This window comes from Oenococcus alcoholitolerans, from assembly GCF_051852995.1.
GTDB lineage: Bacteria > Bacillota > Bacilli > Lactobacillales > Lactobacillaceae > Oenococcus > Oenococcus alcoholitolerans.
In genome coordinates this window covers 1,405,480-1,429,467 of the sequence record NZ_CP176042.1, presented here as the reverse complement: position 1 = coordinate 1,429,467, position 23,988 = coordinate 1,405,480, and the positions used below count along the sequence as shown (strand labels likewise).

At 41.7% G+C, this 23,988-nt stretch carries 21 protein-coding genes and 1 tRNA gene; 20 read left to right on the top strand and 2 right to left on the bottom strand.

The genetic code is table 11. The annotated features are described in order from the left end of the window. Window positions 1-54 precede the first annotated feature (54 nt). Together ACKP2L_RS07770 and ACKP2L_RS07765 are read right to left on the bottom strand one after the other, a co-directional pair. A complete protein-coding gene (locus tag ACKP2L_RS07770) occupies window positions 55-495 on the bottom strand; it encodes a universal stress protein (protein ID WP_439425285.1) in 441 nt (146 codons plus the stop codon). Between the two features lie 60 nt (window positions 496-555). Further along, the gene (locus ACKP2L_RS07765; protein WP_439425284.1) at window positions 556-1,770 is read right to left on the bottom strand and encodes an MFS transporter; all 1,215 of its coding nucleotides are present in this window, start codon (window positions 1,768-1,770) and stop codon (window positions 556-558) included. Between the two features lie 156 nt (window positions 1,771-1,926). On the opposite strand from ACKP2L_RS07765, the gene ACKP2L_RS07760 reads away from it, so the two are divergent. From ACKP2L_RS07760 to ACKP2L_RS07665, 20 genes are all read left to right on the top strand, one after another. Further along, entirely contained in the window at window positions 1,927-3,312 is a 1,386-nt protein-coding gene (locus tag ACKP2L_RS07760) for a UDP-N-acetylmuramoyl-tripeptide--D-alanyl-D-alanine ligase (protein WP_439425283.1), read from the top strand. 128 nt (window positions 3,313-3,440) lie between these two features. Then, the gene (locus tag ACKP2L_RS07755; protein WP_439425282.1) at window positions 3,441-4,991 is read left to right on the top strand and encodes a DEAD/DEAH box helicase; all 1,551 of its coding nucleotides are present in this window, start codon (window positions 3,441-3,443) and stop codon (window positions 4,989-4,991) included. Continuing rightward, window positions 4,988-5,383 (top strand): holo-ACP synthase, encoded by a 396-nt coding sequence (gene acpS / locus ACKP2L_RS07750; protein ID WP_439425281.1) that lies wholly within the window; start codon window positions 4,988-4,990, stop codon window positions 5,381-5,383. The genes ACKP2L_RS07755 and acpS overlap by 4 nt, the downstream gene beginning before the upstream one ends. Beyond that, complete coding sequence (gene alr / locus ACKP2L_RS07745) at window positions 5,361-6,488, top strand: alanine racemase (protein WP_439425280.1); 1,128 nt, start codon at window positions 5,361-5,363, stop codon at window positions 6,486-6,488. Before acpS ends, alr begins: the two co-directional genes overlap by 23 nt. Window positions 6,489-6,511: 23 nt before the next feature. Then, entirely contained in the window at window positions 6,512-6,868 is a 357-nt protein-coding gene (locus ACKP2L_RS07740) for a type II toxin-antitoxin system PemK/MazF family toxin (protein ID WP_439425279.1), read from the top strand. A 76-nt stretch (window positions 6,869-6,944) separates the two neighbouring features. Continuing rightward, window positions 6,945-8,015, top strand: a complete 1,071-nt coding sequence (locus ACKP2L_RS07735; protein ID WP_439425278.1) for an AEC family transporter — start codon at window positions 6,945-6,947, stop codon at window positions 8,013-8,015. Window positions 8,016-8,046: 31 nt separating this feature from the next. Then, window positions 8,047-9,042 carry an NAD(P)-dependent oxidoreductase gene (locus ACKP2L_RS07730; RefSeq protein WP_439425277.1) on the top strand — a complete coding sequence of 332 codons (996 nt, stop codon included), beginning with the start codon at window positions 8,047-8,049 and terminating at the stop codon, window positions 9,040-9,042. Window positions 9,043-9,167: 125 nt separating this feature from the next. Next, complete coding sequence (locus tag ACKP2L_RS07725) at window positions 9,168-10,214, top strand: ABC transporter ATP-binding protein (RefSeq protein WP_439426232.1); 1,047 nt, start codon at window positions 9,168-9,170, stop codon at window positions 10,212-10,214. Next, the gene (locus tag ACKP2L_RS07720) at window positions 10,211-11,212 is read left to right on the top strand and encodes an ABC transporter ATP-binding protein (RefSeq protein WP_439425276.1); all 1,002 of its coding nucleotides are present in this window, start codon (window positions 10,211-10,213) and stop codon (window positions 11,210-11,212) included. Before ACKP2L_RS07725 ends, ACKP2L_RS07720 begins: the two co-directional genes overlap by 4 nt. Before the next feature lie 2 nt (window positions 11,213-11,214). Continuing rightward, window positions 11,215-12,174, top strand: a complete 960-nt coding sequence (locus tag ACKP2L_RS07715; protein ID WP_439425275.1) for an ABC transporter permease — start codon at window positions 11,215-11,217, stop codon at window positions 12,172-12,174. A gap of 9 nt (window positions 12,175-12,183) precedes the next feature. Then, entirely contained in the window at window positions 12,184-13,101 is a 918-nt protein-coding gene (locus tag ACKP2L_RS07710; RefSeq protein WP_439425274.1) for an ABC transporter permease, read from the top strand. 97 nt (window positions 13,102-13,198) lie between these two features. Beyond that, entirely contained in the window at window positions 13,199-15,016 is a 1,818-nt protein-coding gene (locus tag ACKP2L_RS07705; RefSeq protein ID WP_439425273.1) for an oligopeptide ABC transporter substrate-binding protein, read from the top strand. An 81-nt stretch (window positions 15,017-15,097) separates the two neighbouring features. Then, window positions 15,098-15,931 carry a peptidylprolyl isomerase gene (locus tag ACKP2L_RS07700; RefSeq protein WP_439425272.1) on the top strand — a complete coding sequence of 278 codons (834 nt, stop codon included), beginning with the start codon at window positions 15,098-15,100 and terminating at the stop codon, window positions 15,929-15,931. Between the two features lie 41 nt (window positions 15,932-15,972). Continuing rightward, window positions 15,973-17,820, top strand: coding sequence for an APC family permease (locus ACKP2L_RS07695; protein WP_439426231.1), 1,848 nt, complete (start codon window positions 15,973-15,975; stop codon window positions 17,818-17,820). 35 nt (window positions 17,821-17,855) lie between these two features. After that, window positions 17,856-17,929 (top strand) — tRNA-Pro (locus ACKP2L_RS07690). Between the two features lie 102 nt (window positions 17,930-18,031). Next, a complete protein-coding gene (locus ACKP2L_RS07685; protein WP_439425271.1) occupies window positions 18,032-19,792 on the top strand; it encodes an ABC transporter ATP-binding protein in 1,761 nt (586 codons plus the stop codon). Window positions 19,793-19,794: 2 nt separating this feature from the next. Beyond that, complete coding sequence (locus ACKP2L_RS07680) at window positions 19,795-21,606, top strand: ABC transporter ATP-binding protein (protein WP_439425270.1); 1,812 nt, start codon at window positions 19,795-19,797, stop codon at window positions 21,604-21,606. Between the two features lie 119 nt (window positions 21,607-21,725). Then, window positions 21,726-22,457 carry an amino acid ABC transporter ATP-binding protein gene (locus ACKP2L_RS07675; RefSeq protein WP_439426230.1) on the top strand — a complete coding sequence of 244 codons (732 nt, stop codon included), beginning with the start codon at window positions 21,726-21,728 and terminating at the stop codon, window positions 22,455-22,457. Window positions 22,458-22,478: 21 nt separating this feature from the next. Further along, the gene (locus ACKP2L_RS07670) at window positions 22,479-23,342 is read left to right on the top strand and encodes a transporter substrate-binding domain-containing protein (protein ID WP_439425269.1); all 864 of its coding nucleotides are present in this window, start codon (window positions 22,479-22,481) and stop codon (window positions 23,340-23,342) included. Continuing rightward, window positions 23,339-23,986 carry an amino acid ABC transporter permease gene (locus ACKP2L_RS07665; protein ID WP_439425268.1) on the top strand — a complete coding sequence of 216 codons (648 nt, stop codon included), beginning with the start codon at window positions 23,339-23,341 and terminating at the stop codon, window positions 23,984-23,986. Before ACKP2L_RS07670 ends, ACKP2L_RS07665 begins: the two co-directional genes overlap by 4 nt. Window positions 23,987-23,988 lie beyond the last annotated feature (2 nt).

The window sequence follows — 23,988 nt, the reverse complement described above, 5'->3', positions numbered from 1 at the left end:
CAAAAAAAACTGTTGCCTTTACGAAAAACTTTGCAACAGTTTTTTTATTAATATCTATCTCGTTACCAAAACGTCTGTTTTGGCGTTTCTAACAACGAACGAAGTCACTGATCCGATCATCAGTTTTTCGAATCTATTTAAACCGGTCGATCCGATGATGACAAGGTCTGCATCATATTCTTTTGGTATTTTGTAGGAAATAGCTTGTTTAGGAGAACCATATTCTAGGTGGGTAACGACATTTTTGACCCCTGCTTTTTCAGCCCTCTGCTTCAGTTCTTCCAAACTATTTTTACTTTCATTGGTTAATTTCTGTAAAAAGGTGTCATCAAATGCTCCCATCGATTCTAGTGAAGGAGTATCGATAACATGAGCGATTATCAGCTTGGTGTCGACTCCATGCAAAGATGCCAGGATAAGGGCTTTTTTGAAAGCATTTTCAGCTTGTCGGCTTCCATCTGTTGCAACTAAAATTGTTTTGTAAGCATTTTCCATTTTTTTCTCCCTCTATATTTTATCTCATGAAAGCTCGTTGGTTTCCTTTTTGTTAAAAAATTAACGACGGAGCGGACGTGAGAAATTGAAGAAACTGCTAAGATTGAAAAACATGATCAAAGCGCTCGCAATGAAGACTGCGCGATAGTCGAATATGTTTGCGACTAAGGATCCTACTAATGGACCGAATACGTTTCCCATTGCCATGAAGCTTTGATTATAAGAGAATATTCTCCCGGTCGCTTCTTGAGGTGTTTGGCGAGCCATGATTGCTTGGATAGCGGGATTCATGGTCGCGTTGGTCAGACCGATCATCAATCTCAAACAGAATAGTATCCAGACATTGCTTACAAAAGACATTGGCACCATTGCTGCTATGCCGATGATAAATCCGCCGATCACAAGTTTGTCTGATCCGATCTTATCGCCTAAACGTCCAAAACGCGGTGCAAATATCACGGCAGTTATCCCTGGTGCTGCTGCTACTAATCCAGCTATTAGGGAAAGATTATTTAAGTGCGGTTCCATTAGCTGTCTGACATATTGGGCCAGGATCGGATTGATCGAATTAGTGACCAGATTAACGATCATTGAAGTTATAAAAAGACCAAAAATCATTTTTGGATATTTGACCATTTTAAAGGCCGATTCTTGTTTTACCAGATCTTTTTTACTGACCAAACTGCTCTTATCTTCAGTTACGAAGAATACGGTGATGTCCGTTAGGAGAAAATAAATAACTCCGGTTATAAAAAAGGGTATTCGGTAACCAAAGGAGTTGGCTAAAAATCCGCCGATCAACGGTCCGATCAAAGCACCGGAAGTATAACCGGTAACGACTATCCCTAACGCTTGTCCTGAAAATACCTTTGGTGTATCTTTTGCGATCAAAGCATTGGCATTGGATAAGTAGCCGTTAAAAAGCCCCATCAAGGCTCTAAGAGCAATGATGTGCCAAACTTGAGTCGAGAAGCCGGTTAAAGTGTAAACGATCGCCATTCCTAAGGCGGCCCTGATCAGCATTGGCTTGCGGCCGACTCTATCGGCTAGTTTTCCCCAGATCGGCGAAACGATGGCAGTCATCAAAAAAGTAGACGAGAAAGCTGCACCGGCATAAAAATTGATCGCTTGACGACTATAATTCCCCAGTGTTTCGATAAAAAGACTCAAAAAGGGCAATACTTCCCCTGAACCGACGCCTATGATAAAAGTTCCTACCCATAACAAGTAGATATTTTTTCTCCAATTAGGTAATTTTTTTATTTTTTGAAACATTTTTCCTCTTTTTAACGGAAAATCAGCTGTCCAAGACGGTTGATAAGCGCTGCAATTTTTTTAAAAGTATTTATTACTATAATGATAATGTATTATGGCTTTTATGTGCTCGATTAAAATTTATCGAGGTCATATATACTTATTAAGGGCATTTTTATGAAATATACACTTTTAGATATCGCAAAGATCACTGATGCTGAAATTATTCACGCTGATTTTGATCTTGCGTCAAAAATAATTATCACCAGCGTTGATTTTGATAGCCGCAAGATCAAACAAGGCGGCCTTTTTTTGCCTATTTCTGATCACGACTCGCCGGATATCCATCGTATGTTTGCAGATTATACTATTGCTAGTGTTGATGGACATCGTTTCATCGAGTCTGCTGAAAAAAATGGTGCCCTGGCCAGTTTTGCCGATCATGAAGTCCCAAGCAATATTCCGCTTTTGCTGGTCAAAGATACACAGCTGGCTTTTTGGCAGCTGGCAGCTGATTATTTAAAAAAGGTAGATCCGAAAAGGATCGCAGTAACAGGAAGCAACGGCAAAACGACCACTAAGGATATGATCGCCGCTATTCTTGAAAAAAAATATCGAGTACACAAAACTGTTGCCAGCAGCAATAACGAGATCGGGGTGCCGAAAACTATTTTAGATATGCCAGAAGATAGTCAATTTCTCGTTGCTGAGATGGGGATGGATCGTCCGGGCCAGCTGACCGCTTTATCCGAATTAGTCAAACCCGACTTGGCCTTGATCACTATGATCGGGGAAGCACACATCGAGTTTTTTAAAAGCAGAGCCAAGATCGCCGACGCTAAAATGGAGATCATCAATGGACTTAAAGACGATGGTATTTTAGTATATAACGGCGACGAACCTTTATTGAGAGAACGCGCTGATCGTTTTAAGGGACGTAAAATAACCTTTGGTTTTGAAAGTGGAAACGATTACCATGTTACAAATCTCTCACAAAGCGATAAACTTAAATTTGAAGTCAACGGTCGAGGCTATTCTGCTCATCTGCTCGGTGACTTCAATGCAGTTAATGCCGCAGCTGCGATTGCGGTCGCTGAAGTTTACGGACTTGATCAGCAGCAGATTCACTCAGCTCTTGACGATCTAAAAGTCACTTCTGAGAGATTACAGCTTTTAGAAGGAAAAAATCAGGAAACGATCATTTCTGACGTTTATAATTCAAATCCAACAGCAGCTATCAAGGCGATCGATATTTTGAAAACATATCCGGCTTCCGGAAAAAAGATCATCGTTTTAGGTGACATGCTTGAACTTGGCCGACAACAGGTCAAAATGCATGAACGATTAGTACCTTATTTGAGGGGCGCAGCGTTTGATCGAATTTATTTAGTTGGTCCGATCATGAAGAATCTAACTCCTCTGATCGATTGTATTTGGTATCCATCCCAATCTCTTGATGATCTATCGGTCGAACTTAACAAGATCTTATCAAAAGGTGATGTTGTTTTACTTAAAGCTAGTCATGGAATTCATTTAGAGAAGGTCGAAAAAGATCTTCGTTGATTTTGTTTGCAAAAAAATTTTCATTCACTTACACTTGTTAGAAGTGATTTGCTGATTTTTCCTGCAACGGATTTTGCAGCCGGCACGTTTACTTTTTTTATTTTTATACATTTTTAGGAGATATAATATTGAATTTTGAAGAATTTGGACTTAGTCCAGAAGTTTTGTCTGCGGTCAAAAAACACGGTTATAAGCAGGCAACACCGATCCAGGAACAGACTATTCCTTTGATTTTACAGGGCGATGACGTTATCGGCCAAGCCCAGACCGGAACTGGGAAAACAGCAGCTTTTGGTTTGCCGATCATCGAAGAAGTCGATCCGAAAAACAAACAGATACAAGCACTTATCATCAGCCCAACGCGTGAGCTGGCAATGCAGACTGAAGAAGAGCTCAATAGATTGGGTTCTGAAAAGGGTGTTAAAACACAAGTAGTCTTTGGCGGTTACGATATTCGCCGCCAGATCAGGGCTTTAAAAGAAAATCCATCTATATTGGTCGGTACTCCCGGCCGTCTGATCGACCACATAAATCGGCATACGATCAGTTTTTCTGCTGTTAAGACTTTAGTTCTCGATGAAGCCGATGAAATGCTTAATATGGGCTTTTTAGAAGATATTGAGACGATCATCGGTTATACTCCGGAGAACCGGCGTACATTGCTTTTTTCAGCAACGATGCCGGACAATATCAAGCGGATCGGTGTTAAATTCATGAAGGATCCCAAAGAGATCCATATCGCTTCTAAGGAACTTACGATCGACCTTGTTGATCAATATTTGGTCAACACACGCGAGTCAGAAAAGTTTGATGTTATGACCCGCCTTTTCGACGTTGAAAAACCAGAATTAGCGATCGTATTCGGTCGTACTAAACGCCGAGTTGACGAATTGACCAAAGCACTTCAATTACGCGGCTATAAAGCAGCGGGTATCCATGGTGATCTTGATCAATCAGCTCGTATGCGGACTCTTCGTTCCTTTAAAAAGGGAGAATTACAGTTTTTGGTAGCTACTGATGTTGCTGCTCGTGGTCTTGATATTTCAGGTGTTACTCATGTTTATAATTACGATATTCCGCAAGATCCTGAATCCTACGTTCACCGGATCGGCAGAACTGGTCGTGCAGGCCACCATGGTGTGTCGGTAACCTTTGCTGTTCGCGGCGAGATCGATTACTTGCGGGCTATTGAAAAGCTTACCAATAAGCGCATGGCTGCTTTGAAACCGCCTACGGCTAAAGAAGCTCATATTGCTCGGATCAAAAATGCTAAACCAGCGGCTGAAGATCTTTTGAATAAGACCAGTATCGATGAAGTTTCACAAGAGGCCGATGAGATCGCTCAACAATATGATGGCAAATTACTTGCGGCCGCTCTTTTGAATGCACTGGCTAAAGACGATGAGCGTACACGGGAAGTTGATATTGCACAAGAACGTCCTTTGCCAAGACGCCACGGCCGTTCTTCTTCTCCGCGGCATCACGACGGCGGCCAGCATTCCGAAAGGAATTCCAGAGGTCGTCGAAACAACAGTCATAAGGGGTTTAGAGATCGTTTTGCTATCGACCGCAATCATAAACCGGCTGACCGCCGCAACCAAAAGATCAAGGCCCGCCCGCGCGGTATAGCTAAGGCTCTGCCTAAAAAACGCCAGTTTAAAATCATTAAAGAACCATGAGCTGTCTGATCGGTATTGATGTAGAGTCTATCAGCGATATTAAAGCAGCAGTTTTAAAACATGAACGTTTTATCGACCGGATATTGACCGCTAAAGAAAAAAAACAGCTTCAAAGCCGCAAAGGGGATGCTTATTATGCTTATATAGCCGGTCGCTATTCAGCTAAAGAAGCATATGCCAAGGCAACGGGTTATGGTATTTCGAAGCATGCTTTTTTTACCGATATTCAAATCATCGATAATCAGTTCGGTGCGCCGGAAATTTCGGTTTTTGGCAAGTCTATGGTCAAAAACGCGAAAAATTATCGTGTTTCCATCTCACATAAGATAAAATTAGACTTAGTTGCAACTGAGGTATTGATCGAGGTTAATGATGGTAACAGCAATTCATAGAAATACTTGGCTAAGCGTCGATCTCGGCGCTGCCCTACATAATATAAAAGTAATAAAAAAATGGACTAAAGCTAAAAAAGTTTATGCAGTTTTAAAAGCTGATGCTTATGGCTTAGGTGCAGTCAGGCTGGCAGAATCTTTTGAAAAAAATAAAGCAGCCGATGCTTTTGTCGTTGCTAATGTCGACGAGGCTTTAGAATTACGCAATGCCGGATCGATGCTACCGATCTGGGTTTTGGGTGCTTGGGATTATGCAGACATCCAGCTTTTTGTCGATAAAGGATTCGTCATTACGATCCCAAGTCTGGACTGGCTGAAAAATATTCCGAATTTTAATGGCAAGTTAAAAGTAAGTTTAGCGATCGATACCGGTATGACGAGAATCGGCTTTGATAAACATGACCAAATCTCTGAAGCAAAAAAATTGATCGACGGTGATTTGAACCTGGAACTTTTTTCTGTTTATACTCATTTTGCAACAGCCGACGAAGCAGGGGAAAAATCAGCTGATTATTTTGCTAAACAGCTTGATACTTGGCATGCACTTATTGATGACCAAGGTTTTGACCCTGAAGTATTCAGTATGGCTAATTCCGCAACATGTATTTGGCACAATGAAGATCCGCGGATAAGCTTTGCGGCTATTCGTCCCGGCGAAATAATATCAGGCAATGACCCAAGCAACGGACAGCTGCCGATGCCCAAGGATTTGGATATTAGAAAAGTTATTTCATTACATACCAAGATAGCTGATGTTCGTTATGTTGCTAAGGGCCAGCCGATAAGCTACGGGGCTACAGAAGTTATGCCTTATGACGGCTATTTAGCAACTGTTCCGATCGGTTATGAAGATGGTCTTTTGAGAAGGATGCAGGATGGACCAGTCATCATTGAAGGCAAAAGGCTGTCGATGATCGGCCGTATAACTATGGATCAAACAATGATCCTTCTTGATAAAAAATATCCTATCGATACGGAAGTTACTATAATTGGTAAAAACGGAGATCAAGAAATAACTGTCGCCGATGCGGCTGAGTACTCTCACACTATCGTTAATGAGATCCAAACTGCTATTTCGCCGAGAGTAAAACGTATTTATAAATAATTTTAATCAAAGGATTACTGCCAATGGTAAAGAAAAAAATTCCAGAGCGGGGAGACATTTATTATGCTGATCTTTCGCCGGTAGTTGGTTCTGAACAAGGCGGGGTCAGACCTGTCCTTATCTTGCAAAACGATACCGGCAATCTTAATTCTCCGACAGTTATAATCGCTGCAATGACCTCAAAACTGTCAAAAACACGTATCCCGACACATGTTTGGCTGCCTGCAAGAGCTACTAAATTAAAAAAATCCTCGATCATCATGCTTGAACAGATTCGTACGATAGACAAACATCGTCTTCACGACTTCGTTGATACCCTAGAAGAACGAAATATGAAAGAGGTCGTTTCTGCCCTTAAAATCAGTCTGGGTTTGAACTGATTTTTTATTCCCAATATGATATCATTACACAAGTTAAGTGTGAATATTTTAACAAATATCAAATATTGGGGGAAAAATGGATATTACAAAGGCTTTTGCCTCTACCTTTGCAAATGAGAATGTTATTAGAGCGGTCGTTTCTACCATCGCTATCATTCTGTTGGGGTTTTACTTAAGAAAACGCGGAACTTTTGGTGAGAATTTTGGTAAAGTTCTGACTAAAGTCGTTTTAGCAGTTGCTTTGCCCGCGTTAGCTTTCAATTCCTTTATGCAGGGAATTGATTACACCACCTTCCGCCAAAGCATGAATGTTTTGATCTGGGGAATCGTTATTTACATAATCTTGATTTTTGCGACCAAGTTACTTTATTTTAAGTACGGTCGGGATAAGCAAGATGTTTTGCGGGTGCTTACTGATTTTGGTTCAACTACTTTTTTTGGGATTCCGATCGTCGCAGGGATCTATGGTCCAACTTCCAGAGCTGTCATCTATGCATCGGTTTTTAATATTGGTTACAGGATCTTTCTTTATTCATATGGATATATCAAAATGTCCGGTTTAAAAATGGAGATCAAGAATTTAAAGCAAATGTTTTTGAATCCGATCGTTGTGGCAACTTTTGCCGGTCTGGTCCTTTGGCTTTTGCAAAACGAAAATTGGATACCGCACCTTAGTGCGATTGGTGCTGATGGTAAAGCAGTTAACGTTGCTTTTTATCGGATCGATCTGACTGCACCTTGGATCAGCCAGCCTCTAGTTTATTTGAGCGGGCTTGCTTCACCGCTGGCTTGGTTGGGTATTGGTTCAACGCTGGGTTCTATTTCTTTGGGCAAGGCTGCAACTGATAGGGATTCTTGGTACTATTCTTTCAATAAAGTTGTTTTGGTGCCCTTGATCAACGTCATTTTGTTAGCTATTTTAGCCGTTACTAACATTTTGCCAGTCAGCGCTGAAGCTTTAGAAACGATAATCATTATGATGGCGACCCCAACGGCTGCTGTCGCTTCGACTTATGCGATCGGTTTTGATCGCCAGGCAGTCTTGGCCTCCAACGCTTCATTGCTATCGACGGTTGTCGCAACGGTTTTGATGCCCTTTTGGATTATTATCGCCCAAGTTTTGAGTTCAACGGGTATCTTTCATTAAGCAAAAATTTTTTTAAAAATAAGGAGAAATAATGTCATTTAAGATAACTGCCTACGGTGTGCGCAGCAACGAGGTCGAAAGTTTTAACAAACTGAATAAATATGATTTTGAACTTAATCTTTTATCCGAAAATCTAGCTGCAGATAATGTTCAGACCGCTGCCGGTTCGGATGCAGTCTTATTGCGCGGTAATAATTTAGCTGATAAACGAAACCTTGATCGTCTTAATGAGATGGGAATAAAATACGTTTTCACCCGAACGGTCGGCTACAATCATATCGATGTTGCCGCAGCTAAAGCTAACGGACAATTGGTTGCTTATGTTCCCGGCTACTCGCCCTATTCCGTAGCTGAATTAGCTTTTACTTTAGGATTGACACTACAAAGAAACACTGCTTTAGCCGCCTATCGTTCTTCTCAAAAAGATTTTCGTGTTCAGCCTGATGAATTCGCTACCGAGATCCACGATCTGACGGTTGGTATCATCGGTACAGGCCGGATCGGCCGCGATGAAGCTCAGCTTTGGCAAGGTGCCAATGCAAAGGTGATCGGATATGATCTTTACCCTTCAAAAGAAGCAGAAAAATATCTGACATATGTTGACGAAAAAGAACTTCTCGCTAAAGCTGATATCGTTTCTCTGCATGTACCTTATTTCCCAAATTCTAATCACCATTATTTCAATGATGAATATTTGAATAATATGAAAGACGGTGCCATTTTGGTCAATACGGCCAGAGCGGAAATAACTGATGTTGCGGCGATCTTAAACGCAGTCGATAAGGGCAAGCTGAAAGGTTTTGCCACTGATGTGATCGAAAATGAAAGTAAAATTTTTGGCAAAGAATTTCAAAATGAAAAGCTGCCGGATGAACTCATTCAAAAAGCGGTCGAACTTTTCCCGAAAGTCCTTATCACACCGCACATTGGTTCCTACACCGAAGAAGCTTTAAAAGACATGATTTCGATATCATATGATAACTTCAATGATGTATTGACGACCGGCAAAAGTAAAAATCTTTTATAATGTTATCTTTCTTATCAAACCGCTTGACAATTGTCGGCGGTTTTTGTTTACTTGACTTTAATTGCATTTTTATATTCAGGAATGCATACTATTAACTAAAAAGCGATACAGAAGGGGTAAAGATGATTATTGGTAAAAAGCTGTTAGATGCCAAAAACGTCGGTGTTGATTTTAGGATCAACGGTGAATGGCTAACGGCTCTGTACAATGTAGATCTTTCGGTCAAACCGGGAGAAGTTCTAGCTTTGGTGGGTGAGTCAGGATCTGGCAAATCTACTTTTGCTATGGCTGTGATGGGCCTACATAATCCGAATCAGTCTCATGTGACTGGTTCGATCATGCTTGATGGGCATGAAATAGTCGGCGCGACTGAAAAAGAAATGGAAGAGCTGCGAGGAGCTAAGGTCGGAATGATTTTCCAAGACCCTCTTTCAGCGCTTAACCCTTTGATGAAAATTGGTGAACAGATCGAAGAATCAATGGATGTTCACGACATTATTCCCAAAGAAAAACATAAGGAACGAACTATAGAACTGCTTCAAGAAGTCGGCATTACAAAACCTGAATTAGTCGCTGATCAGTTTCCGCACGAGCTTTCAGGCGGAATGCGCCAGCGGGTCATGATCGCAATTGCGATCGCTAACGAACCGGATCTGCTGATAGCCGACGAACCTACAACGGCTTTGGATGTGACCATTCAATCACAGATATTGGATCTGATCAAAAATATCCAGGCGAAGAAAAATATTGGTGTTCTTCTTATTACACATGATCTGGGTGTCGTTGCGCAAACTGCTGATTCAGTAGCTGTAATGTATGCCGGACAGATCGTTGAAAGGGGCAGTGTTGAGCAAATTTTTCAAACTCCGCTGCATCCTTATACGCGTTCGCTTTTGCGTGCCAACCCAAGCTTGGATACGTTAAACGATCAGCTTTACGTTATTCCCGGGATCGTACCATCGTTAGCAGAAATGGACCATTCTAGAGATCTTTTCTTGGAAAGAGTTCCTTGGATGGAAAAAGAAGCTAAAGAGGCTGTTCCAGACCAGCCTGTTGAATACGAAAAAGGTCATTTTGTCCGCGGTACTGCTTGGAAAAAGTTTAAATTCCAGGATGGATATGTTGAAAAAGGCCGTCAAGACATTCAAGAAAAAGGAGAAACAGCTAAATGACCGAGCTATTGCGTATCGAAGATCTTAAAGTTCATTTCCCGATCAGGACCGGTTTTTGGAATCGGATCACTGACTATGTCTATGCTGTTGATGGCGTTAATTTTTCTATTGAAGAAGGAGAAACCTACGGCCTGGTAGGCGAATCCGGATCTGGGAAGACGACGATCGGTTCTGTTATCGTTGGTTTGGAAAAGGCGACTTCAGGGAAAGTTATTTACAAAGGACAGGATGTTACTAAGGCATCAGTTCGGCGTAAGATCAACTACAACCGCGACGTTCAGATGATTTTCCAGGATTCTGTCTCATCATTGAATCCTCGTAAAACTGTCTATGACATAATTGCCGAACCGTTGCGCAATTTTGAACACTTAGACAAAAATGCCGAAAAAAAGCGAATTACCGATCTGCTTGATATCGTCGGTCTCCCGCAGCGTACTCTTTACCAGTATCCTTTCCAGTTTTCCGGTGGACAGCGTCAGCGTATCGGTATTGCCCGTGCAGTTGCCACTAATCCGAAATTGATCGTTGCTGATGAACCTGTTTCCGCTTTGGACCTTTCTGTTCAGGCACAGGTCTTGAATTTTATGAAAGATATCCAAAAAGAATTTAATATTTCTTATTTATTTATCAGTCATGACCTTGGTGTTGTTCGCCATATGACCAACAATATCGCTATCATGCACCTTGGCCGTTTTGTCGAGATCGGCAGTCGTGATGATGTTTTTGATGATCCCCAGCATATTTATACAAAACGGCTGCTTGCAGCTATTCCGCAAATGGATGTTGCTCATCGAAAAGAAAATAAAGAGCATCGCTTGCAGATCGAAAAAGAATATCAGCAGCATCATGCTGATTATTACGATGCTGATGGTCGTCCTTATCCAATGAGAAAAATAAGCGATACTCACTCAGTCGCGATGACAAAAGAAGAAGCTCAAGCATCTGGAGTTGCTTCCGGCAGAGCTGAAGAAGACGCATTAGCCAAAGGGGGTAAATAAAAATGTGGAAATTGATCATTCGCCGTTTTTTGATGATGATCCCTCAGCTTTTGCTGATGACAGTCTTGCTTTTTGCCTTAGCCAAGATGATGCCCGGGGATCCTTTTACCGGCCGCTTTGGTGCACATACTGACATGGCTACGCTGATCAGGCTCAGACGTGAGGCTGGTCTTGACGATCCATGGCCGGTTCAATATTTTCATTGGTTAGGCAATATCTTTCATGGAAATTTTGGTGATTCTTACGTAATGCAAAAATCAGTTGCATCTTTGATAGCACAACGGCTAGGCAACACCGTTTGGTTGGGTATCTTGACTTTGATCTTGACTTACGCCATCGGTATCCCAACTGCTGTTGCTTCAGCAACGCACGAAGGATCTTTCCGCGACCGTTTTTGGACCACTTATAATTCGATCACTGGCGGCATTCCATCATTCGTTATGTATCTGTTTATGCTGTTTATCTTTGGTTTTACATTGAATTGGTTCCCAACTACCGGTTCGGTGGATGTTAATTCCAACGGTTTTCTAAATGTTTTGTTCAGTCGGCTTTATCACATGATCTTGCCGGCAGTGTCGGTCGCATTATTTACAACTGTTTATTTATTCAATACTCTTCGTACCTCGCTCCTTGATGCCCGTTCGTCTGATTTCGTTAGAACGGCTCAGGCCAAGGGCGTCCCGACCAAGCAGGTTTTTTGGAAACATATCTTTCGTAATTCAATGCTGCCTGTTGCTTCTAATTTCGGCTTTGACGTGGTGGCAGTTTTCTCCGGTGCTGTTATTTTGGAAACTATCTTCAACTATCCCGGAATGGGACAATTGTTCGTGCAATCGATTCAGACTCGTGACTACACGACCATCAATGCGATCATGTTATTCAGCGGTTTTCTGACTTTGATCGGTTCGATGCTTAATGATATTTTTGTTTCTTGGGTCGATCCAAGGGTACGGATCAAGTGAGGTCAACAGATGGAAAATACTAAAGATATTAAAGTTGTTAAAAATAAAAAAATTGCAGATATCCATGCTAATTCTTTTTGGAAAGCTGCTCTTCGTGAATTTAAAAAAGATAAGATCGCGGCAGTGAGTGTTATTTTTATCGTTTTGATCTTGCTCGGCGTTTTTATCGGGGCTGCCTTTATACCTCGCTCGGCTTTCAGCAACGTTGACTTAATGGATACGAATTTAGCGCCATTTACCAGTGGGCATATTCTTGGAACTGATGATGGCGGGCGTGATGAATTTCTTTTGATGGTCGTTGCAGCACGTAATTCTTTGTCGATTTCTATTCCTGTTACGGTCGCCGTTATGGCTGTTGGGATTTTTCTCGGTTTGATGTCTGCTTATTTTGGCGGATTTTTTGATTGGATCTGGATGAGAATTACAGATTACTTGTCTATCATCCCAACTTTGATGATCCTATTGACGATTTTGACTATCGTCAATAACTACAGCATTTGGACTCTGGTTTGGGTAATTTCGATATTTTCATGGATCGCTCCGATGCGCTTTTTCCGTGCTTTGACCTTTGCTGAGCGAGAAAAGGATTACGTAAAAGCTTCCAAACTCAGCGGTTCCAGCCCTTTTTCGATCATGTGGAAACAAATATTCCCTAATTTGAGTTCTCAATTTTATGCGCAAAGTGCTTTGGCCTTTGCCGGCAATATCGGTTTGGAAACTGGTATTTCTTACTTGGGTTATGGTCTTCCATACACGACCCCTTCTTTGGGAACCTTGGTCAATAAGGCTACTGACCCGGATGTCATGACACAAAGTCCTTGGATGTGGGTTCCTGCTGCTATTTTGATCCTGCTTTTGTCGGTTTCTTTGATCTTTATCGGCCAGACTTTGCGTCGAGTAGCTGATCAGCGCCAGTCTCTTGCCTGATCTGACTTGTAACAAAAGATGACAACATTATTGACATGTTTTTAATATTTGTTTAATATTAGGGCAATTCTTTTAAAGGACATACAAGGAGAGAATAATGAAAAAAGTTTCAAAATGGTTTGCCGGTTCAGCTGCATTTGCAACTCTTGCCGGAACTGTAGCAACTGCAGCCGTTCCATTTACTGCTAATGCTGCTACTAAGATCAAGAACCCGTTTCCAGCGGCTTATCATAATTCACGTTCAGCTATCAGCGGCGGCAATCTGCGATATGCTGAGATTTCTGATACACCTTTCGTTGGTCAGTGGGTCCAAGCGCTTTCTCAAGAAGCAACTGACTCAGATGTCGAAGCACCGGCTTTTGAAAGCCTTTTCTGGACTGATTCTAACTTCCGGATCAAAAGGGGCGGTCCTGCCAACATTTCTTTCAATAACAGCAACCGTACTGCTACGATAACTTTACGCAATAACCTGCGATGGTCTGACGGCAGTCAAGTTACTGCTAAAGATGTTGAATACGAATATGAATTAGTTGCTAATCCAGCCTATAAGTCATCTCGTTGGACTTCTTCTTTATCTAATATCGTTGGAATGGATGATTATCATACCGGCAAGTCTCGGACTATTTCCGGTATCACTTATCCAGATGGCCCAAATGGGAAAACCCTCCGTATCCAGTTCAAGGAAATGAAGCCTGGTTTTAATTTCTCCGGCAACGGCTATTATCTTGAATCAGCCGAACCATATAATTACTTGAGAAATATTCAGCCTGGTCGTTTAGCTTCTGATGCAAGAACGACCACCCGCCCGCTCACTACTGGACCTTTCCGTGTTCGCAGGATCGTTTCCGGTGAATCTATTTCTTATGAGCGCAACCCTTATTATTGGGGTGCAAGACCAAAACTTAACAGCGTTACTGTTACGATCGTCGCACCAGCTAAAGCTGTTGCCTCTATGCGTTCGCACCAATATGATATTTATAACGGTATGACTTCTGATTTGTACGCTCAGGCACGTAAAGTTAAGGCTTACACTACGACAGGGCGCGAAGCTCTTTACTTCCAAGCTCTTTATTTCAATCTTGGACATTATGATCAGAGGCGCTCAATAAACGTTACTGATCGAAAGACTCCGCTTTCTAATCCGAATGTTCGTAAGGCAATGGGTTACGCACGAAATGTTTCTCAGGTTTTGAAAAAGTATTATAGCGGTCTTTCTGTTCCGGCCAATACTACGATCCCGCCGGTATTTGATCGCTACTGGGATTCTTCTGTTAACGGTTATTCTCAAAACCAGAACCTCAAGCGGGCCAACAGTCTTTTAACGAAAGCTGGTTATCGTTGGAACAAGAATCATACTTATCGTATCGATCCATCTACCAAAAAGACTCTGTCTTTTGTCTACTTAGCACGTTCCGGCCAGTCTAATTCTGAGATCGTTGCTCAGAACTATATCCAGCAATGGAAGAAGATCGGTGTCCGTGTTCGCCTTTATAAGGGCAAACTGACTGACTTCAACACTTGGGTACAGATGACGACTGATCCTTCAGCAGACCAAAATTGGGACTTCACTGATGGTGCTTGGCAGACATCTTCTGAACCATCTCAGATGGATCTTTTCTCTGCGTCGGCTCCATTCAACTTTGGCCACTTTACCTCAAAGCGTTTGACTACTTTGTTGAACAATATTGATTCACAAAAAGCTTTGAGTGCTTCTTATCGTCGCAATCAGTTTAGAAAGTATCAGCAGTACGTTTATAACAGTGCTTTTGTTATCCCTACGCAATACCGGATCGACTGGATCCCAGTCAACCATCGTGTTAAGGGCTATAGCGCGGCATACGGCAATAAGGGTACGACTACTGGAAATGGCTGGAATACGATTCAGCTTACTTCGAGAAGGCCTGCCAGCAAGTAAAATTTTAAAACCGCTTCGGCGGTTTTTTATTTACCTTGATTTAATGAAAGTTTCAACTAAAACTGTTAGAGTTGAATGGTCATGAAAAAAAAGAACAAAACCCTGGTCATCATATTTTCTGTCTTGATTCTGGCTTTTTTCGTTGTTGAGATCGGCACTATCGCTTATAGGAGCTATCAGCAGCAGCAAGCCCAGCAAAAACAATCACAAGCTGCACAATCAAGCAGTCAGCCTAAATTGAACGAAAAATATAGTCATTCCCAGCTCGATCGTTTGCAGCTGCCGCAATTGACGAGTGATTTTTCCAAGGGTGAAAGCAAAGTAACGATCGAGACCACGGAAGGTACGATCACAGCAAAAATATTTAATAAATATGCTCCTTTGGCAGCTCAGAACTTTTTGACTCATGCTAAAGAAGGCTACTATAACAACACTGAATTTTTCCGTGTTGTTAAAGATTTTATGATCCAGGGCGGTGATCCTGAAAATAGCGGTCAAGGCGGCCAATCTATCTGGGCTTCTGATGCTCACCGTGATAAAAAGATCGATCCGGGAACTGGCTTTAAAAATGAGATCGATCCGCACTTGTATTTTATTCGCGGTGCTATCGGCATGGCTAATGCCGGTCCCGGAACTAATGGTTCGCAATTTTTCATCGAACAGAGCAGCAGTGATGTTCGAGAACAGATCTCTAACAAGAGCAGCTACCCAACTAAAATCTATCAGGCTTATAAAAATGGCGGTACGCCAAGTTTGGATGGTAATTATACTGTTTTCGGCCAAGTTGTTTCCGGGATGGATGTAGTTGATAAAATAGCTTCTGCCGCTGTCAAAAATAATCCTAACGCTGAAAATGAGAAATCTCTTCCGGAAGCTCCGGTAAAGATCACAAAAATTACTATTCAAAATAATTAAAGAATGAAATTTTAGGATAAAGATACTATAATTGTTTGGTTATGTGGAAATACCTCAAACGAGTTTTAATTGGGAAACCGTTAAAAACAAATGACGCTGGGAACCAAAGCTTGAATGTTTTTAAAGCTTTGGCGCTTTTGTCTTCTGATGCCCTCTCTTCAGTTGCATATGGAACTGAAATGATAACTACAGCTTTGCTGGCTGGAGGAGCTGCTGCTCTTTGGCTTCAGATCCCGATCTCTCTTTTGGTTTTAGTCCTATTGGTCGCGATCGCGTTATCATATGTAATGATAATTCATGCCTACCCCTCAGGCGGGGGAGCATATGCCGTTGCATCCAAGAATTGGGGTGCTTGGATCGGCCTGATAGCCGGCGGTTCGCTGTTAGTTGACTACATGCTGACGGTCGCTGTATCAGCCGCATCAGCTAGTGATGCTATTTCTTCGGCGATTCCTGAAGTAAGACATTTTTCACTGCTCATTTCACTGCTGATCGTTGCAGCGCTGATGCTAATGAATTTAAGAGGCTTGCGTGAATCGGCTAATTTTCTGACCGTTCCAGTCTACTTTTTCGTTCTTGCAATGTTTGTGATGCTGGTCATTGGTTTCATTCGTCTTTCTTTGGGCCAGATAGAGTTTCATGCACCGACCATCACCCAACAAGCGGCACCAGTCGCGAATATTGGTTTCATCCTCTTTATGCGGGCCTTTTCTTCAGGTTCTTCCTCTTTGACCGGAGTTGAAGCGATTTCTAATTCGGTACCGAATTTTATCAGGCCAAAGGAAAAAAATGCCTCGATAACCCTGCTGATACTAGTTGTGATCTTAGGATTTTTCTTCGCTTCAGTAACGTTTTTCAGTTATCATTTAGGGATCGTTCCAGATGGGAAAACGACTGTTTTGGCACAAATCGCTGCTAGGATATTCGGATCAGGCGGTGTTGGTTTTTATGTTTTTCAGTTATCGACTGCTTTGATCTTAACAGTTGCGGCCAACACCGGATTTTCGGCCTTTCCAATGCTTGCTTTCAATATGGCCAATGATAAGTTTATGCCTCATCTTTTTAAAGACCGCGGTGATCGATTAGCCTATTCCAACGGTATCGTTATCCTATCTTTAGGCGCAGCGATCTTGCTGCTGGTCTTTAAAGGAAACGTTGAAGCTTTGATACCGCTTTATGCTGTTGGCGTTTTTGTGCCCTTTACTTTGAGCCAATCTGGTATGATTATTCATTGGTGGAAAAACCAGATCGGCCATTGGATCATCAAAGCTTTGATCAATCTCGTCGGTGCTTTGATATCGCTGGCTTTGGTCATCTCTATGTTCACCCTGCATTTCGCAAGTGTTTGGCCGTACTTGATCATAATGCCTTTGCTGGTAAAGTTTTTCTACACCGTACATGCCCATTATGTAAGCATTGCTCGGCAATTGAAGATCATTCCTGATAATATTCAGGAACGGCGACGCGATTACCAAGGAGCGATGGTCATCGTTTTTATGGGTAATGTGACTCAGGTCACTATTTCGGCTATGGATTATGCCCAATCGATCGGGGATGAAGTTTTGGGCATGCATGTTTCATTTGATACGAACGTAAAAAAAGAAAAAGAAACTGCAGAAGAGTTCAAACGCTTTTTCCCTGGTGTACGTTATGTAGATATCCATTCTAGTTATCGTTCTGTTATCGGACCGGCCAGTGAATTTATCGATTTGATGAGTAAACAGGCTGCTGCCCGAAACTGGTCGTTAACGATCATGGTCCCCCAATTTATACCCAAACATTGGTGGCAGAATATAATGCATAACCAAACAGCCTTTCGATTACGCAAAGCTTTCATATCTCGAGATGATGTTACGATATCTTCTTATTACTTTCATCTCAGAGACTGATAGAATAAAGAGGTACGCTTTTTCGTTACCTTCTACGGGATGTAGCTCAGCTTGGTAGAGCACCACGTTCGGGACGTGGGGGTCGTGGGTTCGAATCCCGTCATCCCGATACTATACTGATTTGTATTTTTTCAATACAGGTCAGTTTTATTTAATAGTAAAAATACAACAAATGGTTTTAGGATCCTTGTGGTCTTTATTGGTGTAGTTTATGGGAATTTTTCTAAAATTAAAATGGTTTTTTAAAGAAAATTGGCGCATGTACGCAGTCGGCATTTTCTTTTTGTTTATGACCGATTTGTCTCATGTCATACCTCCATATATGATCGGCTTGTTTACTAACCGGGTCGTTGATAGAACTCTGACCTGGCAATATTTGGCTATTTTTTTGATAATTCTTGCTGCTTTATATCTGGCATCTTATTTTTTCAGGTACGGTTGGAGTACTCACATAGTTAAAGGAGCAGCACTTTTAGAAAAGACACTTAGGCAGCGCCTTTACGACCACTACATGGAAATGGATGCTGCTTTTTATCAGAAATATCGTACCGGCGATCTGATGAGCCATGCCAGTAATGACCTTTCAGCGATTCAGCGAGTTGCTTCCGGCGGCATTTTGATGGCTTTTGATTCAGCGGTCATCATGATTTTAGCGATCGGTTCGATGATCATCGCTGTTGACTGGCGACTGACTCTGATCGCTGTGATCCCGCTTCCTTTCTTAGCTCTGGGAGTTTCTTGGATCATGCCTAGATTGCGGAAGGCTTTTACTGCTTATCAGGAGGGCTTTTCACGAATGTCTGACCATGCTCAAGAATCTTTTTTGGGTATGAAAGTTATCAAGACTTTAGGCCAGTCGCAAGAAGACATTGAGGCATTCAATGAACAAACTGATCAGCAGATCAAGACTAATGCCAAAGTCGCTCGAGTCGACTCTCTTTTTGACCCGCTGGCAACTTTAGTTATGACTTTCTCTTATGTCTTTATGATCATTTTAGGCAGTCGGTTCGTCCTTTCTAATACCATTTCGATTGGCCAATTGGTTAGTTTTACAGCTTATTTAGGGCAGTTAGTCTGGCCGATGTTTGCCTTGGGCCAGCTTTTCAACGTCTTAGAAAGAGGAAATGCTTCTTATGATCGTGTAATGGAGCTCATGGAAGAAAAAAGTTCCATCAAAGACGATCCTAAGGGGATCACCGACATTAAAGCCGGCAGTTTGGACGTTGATATAAATTATTTTTCTTTCCCTGACCAAAAAGATAAAAAGGTCGTTGAGAATATTAATTTTAAGGTCAAACCTGGGCAGACGCTCGGTTTGGTCGGACCAGTTGGTTCGGGCAAAACGACACTGCTGCGTCTTTTGATGAGAGAGTTTGATAGTTACGAGGGAAAAATCAATTATAACGGACACGATATCCGTGAATACAAACTTTCAACTTATTTGCGAAAAGTCGGTTACGTCAGTCAAGAGAATTTCCTTTTTTCAAACGATATTGCTCATAACATTGCTTTTGCCGATCCTAATAAAAGTCAGGCAGAAATCAAAAGAGCTGCTGAGGCAGCAGCTTTGGATGAAGATATCATGCGCATGCCCGACCAATATAGTACTGAAGTAGGCGAGAACGGTATCAGTCTTTCTGGCGGACAGCAGCAGCGTGTTGCGATCGCACGTGCAATGATCATAGATCCCTATATTTTGATCTTGGATGATGCTCTTTCAGCTGTCGATGCAGAAACCGAAAAGAATATTTTATCAGCCGTTAGAAAAGATTCATCTGAAAAAATACTGATCATTTCTGCTTCGAGAATCTCATCTGTCGTTGATGCTGATGAGATCTTGGTCTTTTCAAAAGGTAAGATCGTCGAAAGAGGCAGCCATCGTCAATTGTTGGAAAATAACGGCTATTATGCGAAAACTTTCCATCAGCAGGAATTGGCTTCTCAATTGGAAAATAGTAAGGAAGGAGACTGATCGTGGCTGAAAATAACCAAACTAGCAGTAAAAAAAATAGCATTTGGTCTAGTTCTATTCCTATTCATGATCAATTAAAAGTCGTATGGCGTTTGATAAAATTAGCACGTCCTTCTTATTGGATGTTTGCTGGTGCGATCTTCTTTGTAGTATTTACAACACTTTTCAATGGATATCTTCCTTATCTGCTGCAAAATTTCATGAATCACCAGTTGACCAGTCATAATACGACTTTAAATATGATCATCGCCTTTGCACTTGGTTTTGGAGCTATTAGGATCATATCGGCAGTTCTAGCTTATTTTCAAAATTTTTGGTATACGCAAGCATCGGAAACGGCCTTGAACAATGTCCGTAAAAAGCTTTATGCAAAACTGCATTCCTTGGGGATGCGTTATTTTGATCAAGTTCCCGGCGGCTCTTTGGTTACCAGGGTCATGAACGATACCGAGTCCTTTTTTGATTTTTGGATGTTGTTCGTGAGCCTTGTTTATGCACTCTTTTCGATCGTGAGTGTTTACGGCTTTATGTTTGCTTCCAATAAGGGATTGTCTCTCTGGCTTTTATTGATCGTGCCCTTAGTTTTAATGACGATCTGGATATACCAGCGTTTCTCATCGAGTATTTATCGTAATATGCGTTCTAAGTTATCCGCTCTTAATTCAAAACTGGCCGAGTCGATCAATGGTATTGAAACGATCCAAAATTTTAATCAGCAAGCCAGGATGCGTTCTGAGTTTTCTGATATAAATGAACAATACTTTCAGTCGCGCTTTAGAATGGTCAGGACGGATTCTATTTTGTTAGGACCGATGAATCAGCTTTTGCTGGGAATGACGACTGTTTTTATTCTATGGTATTTAGGTGATCAGTCTTTTTCTTCCGCTGTCGCCGGTGGAACTATTTATGCCTTTACAAATTGGATCGGAAATATTTTTAATCCGCTTAATAATTTGCAGCAAAATCTTTCTACTTTTCAAGACGGTATCGTAGCTGGTTATCGAGCTGGCAAAATTTTAGATGATACTACCTACGAACCTCAGCAAAACCCCGGTGCGGACGGTAAGATAACTGAAGGCAAGATCGAGTTCAGTCATGTTGATTTTTCTTACGACGGCAAAAATACTATTCTTCATGATTTGTCCTTCACTGCTGAGCCGGGGCAAACAGTCGCCTTGGTTGGCCACACCGGATCTGGTAAATCTTCAACGATTAATGCTTTGATGCGTTTTTATGAATTTCAGCACGGCAGTATCAAAATAGACGGTCACGAGATCGCCGATCTTGATATGACTGATTTCAGAAAACAAGTTGGTCTTGTACTGCAAGACAGTTTTATGTTTTATGGCGATATCGCTTCTAATATCCGAATGTACGATAAGTCGATAACCGATCAGCAAATAAAGGACGCTGCTCGGTTCGTTGATGCTGATAAATTTATTGAATCCTTGCCTAACGGGTATAAGACACCGGTATTGGAAGGCGGATCTTCGCTTTCCGCTGGACAAAAACAATTGATCTCTTTTGCTCGTACGATCGTTCGCGATCCTAAAGTACTGATCTTAGATGAAGCCACTGCCACGATTGATACCCAAACCGAAACGGCGATTCAGAAAGCTTTGAAAAAAATGCGCAGCAATCGAACAACGATCGCTATTGCCCATCGTTTATCGACCATCAAAGATGCTGATCTGATCCTGGTTTTGGATCAAGGGCGGGTCGTTGAACGCGGCAAGCACGAAGAGCTTTTAAAGAAAAAAGGTCATTATTATGAACTTTATAAGATGCAAAGTTTAGAAAACGCCGAAATTTAAGGCGTTTTTCCTTACACTTTTCTTGTGTAAATTGCTTTAATGAAGGAAAATAAAATTAATACTTTAAACAAGTAGTATTAAAAAGGAGAATCTGTATGGCAGAAAAAGAAAACGAATTAATGATCGAGTTCAAGAATGTTGAAAAATATTACGGTCATTTTCACGCTCTTAAAAATATAAACTTAGAAATTAAGCGAGGCGAGACTGTTGTCTTGATCGGCCCATCTGGTTCTGGAAAATCAACTTTGATCCGTGCCATCAACGGTTTGGAACCGATCCAGCAAGGTCAGCTGATCGTTAACGGTTTCGATTTGCATGATCCAAGCACCGATATAAATAAGATCCGTAAAAGGGTCGGCATGGTTTTCCAACACTTTAATCTCTACAACAATAAATCAGTTTTGGAAAACGTTATGTTAGCACCCCGAATCGTAAATCATGTTCCCGAAGAAGAAAACGAAAGGTATGCCTTAGAGCTGCTTGAACGAGTCGGCTTGAAAGAAAAAGCCGGTTCGATGCCAAGCATGTTGTCTGGCGGGCAAAAGCAGCGTGTTGCTATTGCAAGAAGTTTAGCTATGCGTCCGCTTGCACTTTTATTCGATGAACCGACTAGTGCTTTGGATCCGGAAATGATCGGTGATGTTTTACGGATCATTCAAGAGATCACCAGCGATTCTGATATGACCAGTTTGATCGTTACCCATGAGATGAATTTTGCACAAAAGGTAGCTAACAGAGTTATTTTCATGTCCGACGGCGAGATCCTTGAAGACTCTCAAACTAGTGAATTTTTCAAGCAGCCGAAAAATGAAAGAGCACAGAAGTTTATCGACCAAGTTAAAAATCACTAATTTAACAGAAGGGAGCTTTTTATGGAAAAAGCTAAGAAGAGAAAGATTGGTATCATTGCTTCAGTCCTATTGACGATTTTGATCATCTTCGGGGCTATTTTTGCTACTGCAGTCGCTGCCACTAATGCCCGTCATGAGGATACCTGGAAACGTGTTCAGCGGCTTGGTATCATTCGCTGGGGCGTTAAGGCTGATACTCGTTTGTTTGGTCTAATGAATACCAAGACTGCCGAACCAGAAGGTTTTGATGTTGATATAGCAAAGGCATTGACTATTCAAATGTCCCGTCAGTCAGGTGTCCCGATGCAAGCTGATTTTACGGTCGTAACCTCAAACACTCGTATTCAGCTATTAAAAAATGCTAATATTGATGGTTTTATCGCCACTGCGACTATCACCCCTGAAAGAGAAAAAATAATTGATTTTTCTGATTCTTATTTCAGAGCCGGCCAATCGATATTAGTCAGGCGTAATTCCGGCATCCATTCCATCCGTGATCTTAATAATTCACGTTCCACGATTATCGGCGTGGTTGGATCCAATTCAGTCATCAATGTAAGAAAATTTGCGCCAAAAGCTCATATTTTAGCTTTGGGCGACTACGGTCAAGCTATGGCTGCCTTGAGAGCCGGCCAGGGACAGGCTTTGACTACCGATAACGGCATTCTTTACGGACTGGCAACGGAGAATCCGAATTACACTGTTGTCGGCGGTACTTTTACGACAGAGCCTTATGGGATCGCCTATGATAATAGTCAGACCGAAATGGTCAAGCAGACTAATCGTGCTTTAAAAACGATAATCGCCAATGGAACTTATAATCGTTTGATCAGAAAATGGTTTTCTAACGTTCCAGGCCTGAATTGGAGGACACTTGAAAAATGATTAATTTATTGACTTCTAATTTTGGCAGTTTTTTGGCAGCCTTCGGCTATACGGTGTTATCAAGTATCCTTGCTTTGATCGCTTCATTGATCTTGGGAACATTGTTTGCTATCTTGCAAGTAGTGAAAAACAGGTTCGTTAATGTGATCGCACAGATCTATGTTGAGGTTTTTCGAAATATTCCTCTTCTTGTTATCGTGATGTTTTTCTATTTGGTCGTGACCCGGTTAGTCGCTATTGATGGTTTTTCTGCCGGGACGATCGGGCTTTCGCTTTATACCTCGGCTTTTATTGCTGAAACTGTCCGCGCGGGAATAAATTCGGTCGGTATTGGCCAGACTGAAGGAGCCCGGGCCAACGGACTGAGTTTTTGGCAGACTCTGCGCATCATCGTTTTGCCCCAGGCTTTTAAGATAGCCATTCCTGCTTTAGGAAACCAATTCATCAATTTGGTTAAAAATTCATCGATCCTAGCCTTCGTTGCCGGCGGTGATCTGATGTATACGGCCAATAATGTCGCAGCCGCAACATTTGATAACTTTAATTCCTATATAATCGTTGGGATCTTTTATTTGATAATCACCCTGCCTTTAAGTTATTACATGAAGCACTTAGAAAATAAAAATAAGACGAGAGCGGCCTGAAA

What these genes read in the sequence shown, in the direction of transcription:
- ACKP2L_RS07670 (WP_439425269.1), top strand. Translation starts at nt 22,479, where the DNA reads ATGGAAAAAGCTAAGAAGAGAAAGATTGGTATCATTGCTTCAGTCCTA.
- ACKP2L_RS07740 (WP_439425279.1), top strand. Translation starts at nt 6,512, where the DNA reads ATGGTAAAGAAAAAAATTCCAGAGCGGGGAGACATTTATTATGCTGAT.
- ACKP2L_RS07770 (WP_439425285.1), bottom strand. Translation starts at nt 495, where the DNA reads ATGGAAAATGCTTACAAAACAATTTTAGTTGCAACAGATGGAAGCCGA.
- ACKP2L_RS07705 (WP_439425273.1), top strand. Translation starts at nt 13,199, where the DNA reads ATGAAAAAAGTTTCAAAATGGTTTGCCGGTTCAGCTGCATTTGCAACT.
- ACKP2L_RS07720 (WP_439425276.1), top strand. Translation starts at nt 10,211, where the DNA reads ATGACCGAGCTATTGCGTATCGAAGATCTTAAAGTTCATTTCCCGATC.
- acpS (WP_439425281.1), top strand. Translation starts at nt 4,988, where the DNA reads ATGAGCTGTCTGATCGGTATTGATGTAGAGTCTATCAGCGATATTAAA.
- ACKP2L_RS07695 (WP_439426231.1), top strand. Translation starts at nt 15,973, where the DNA reads ATGTGGAAATACCTCAAACGAGTTTTAATTGGGAAACCGTTAAAAACA.
- ACKP2L_RS07765 (WP_439425284.1), bottom strand. Translation starts at nt 1,770, where the DNA reads ATGTTTCAAAAAATAAAAAAATTACCTAATTGGAGAAAAAATATCTAC.
- ACKP2L_RS07665 (WP_439425268.1), top strand. Translation starts at nt 23,339, where the DNA reads ATGATTAATTTATTGACTTCTAATTTTGGCAGTTTTTTGGCAGCCTTC.
- ACKP2L_RS07730 (WP_439425277.1), top strand. Translation starts at nt 8,047, where the DNA reads ATGTCATTTAAGATAACTGCCTACGGTGTGCGCAGCAACGAGGTCGAA.
- ACKP2L_RS07675 (WP_439426230.1), top strand. Translation starts at nt 21,726, where the DNA reads ATGATCGAGTTCAAGAATGTTGAAAAATATTACGGTCATTTTCACGCT.
- ACKP2L_RS07715 (WP_439425275.1), top strand. Translation starts at nt 11,215, where the DNA reads ATGTGGAAATTGATCATTCGCCGTTTTTTGATGATGATCCCTCAGCTT.
- ACKP2L_RS07685 (WP_439425271.1), top strand. Translation starts at nt 18,032, where the DNA reads ATGGGAATTTTTCTAAAATTAAAATGGTTTTTTAAAGAAAATTGGCGC.
- ACKP2L_RS07735 (WP_439425278.1), top strand. Translation starts at nt 6,945, where the DNA reads ATGGATATTACAAAGGCTTTTGCCTCTACCTTTGCAAATGAGAATGTT.
- alr (WP_439425280.1), top strand. Translation starts at nt 5,361, where the DNA reads ATGATGGTAACAGCAATTCATAGAAATACTTGGCTAAGCGTCGATCTC.
- ACKP2L_RS07700 (WP_439425272.1), top strand. Translation starts at nt 15,098, where the DNA reads ATGAAAAAAAAGAACAAAACCCTGGTCATCATATTTTCTGTCTTGATT.
- ACKP2L_RS07710 (WP_439425274.1), top strand. Translation starts at nt 12,184, where the DNA reads ATGGAAAATACTAAAGATATTAAAGTTGTTAAAAATAAAAAAATTGCA.
- ACKP2L_RS07760 (WP_439425283.1), top strand. Translation starts at nt 1,927, where the DNA reads ATGAAATATACACTTTTAGATATCGCAAAGATCACTGATGCTGAAATT.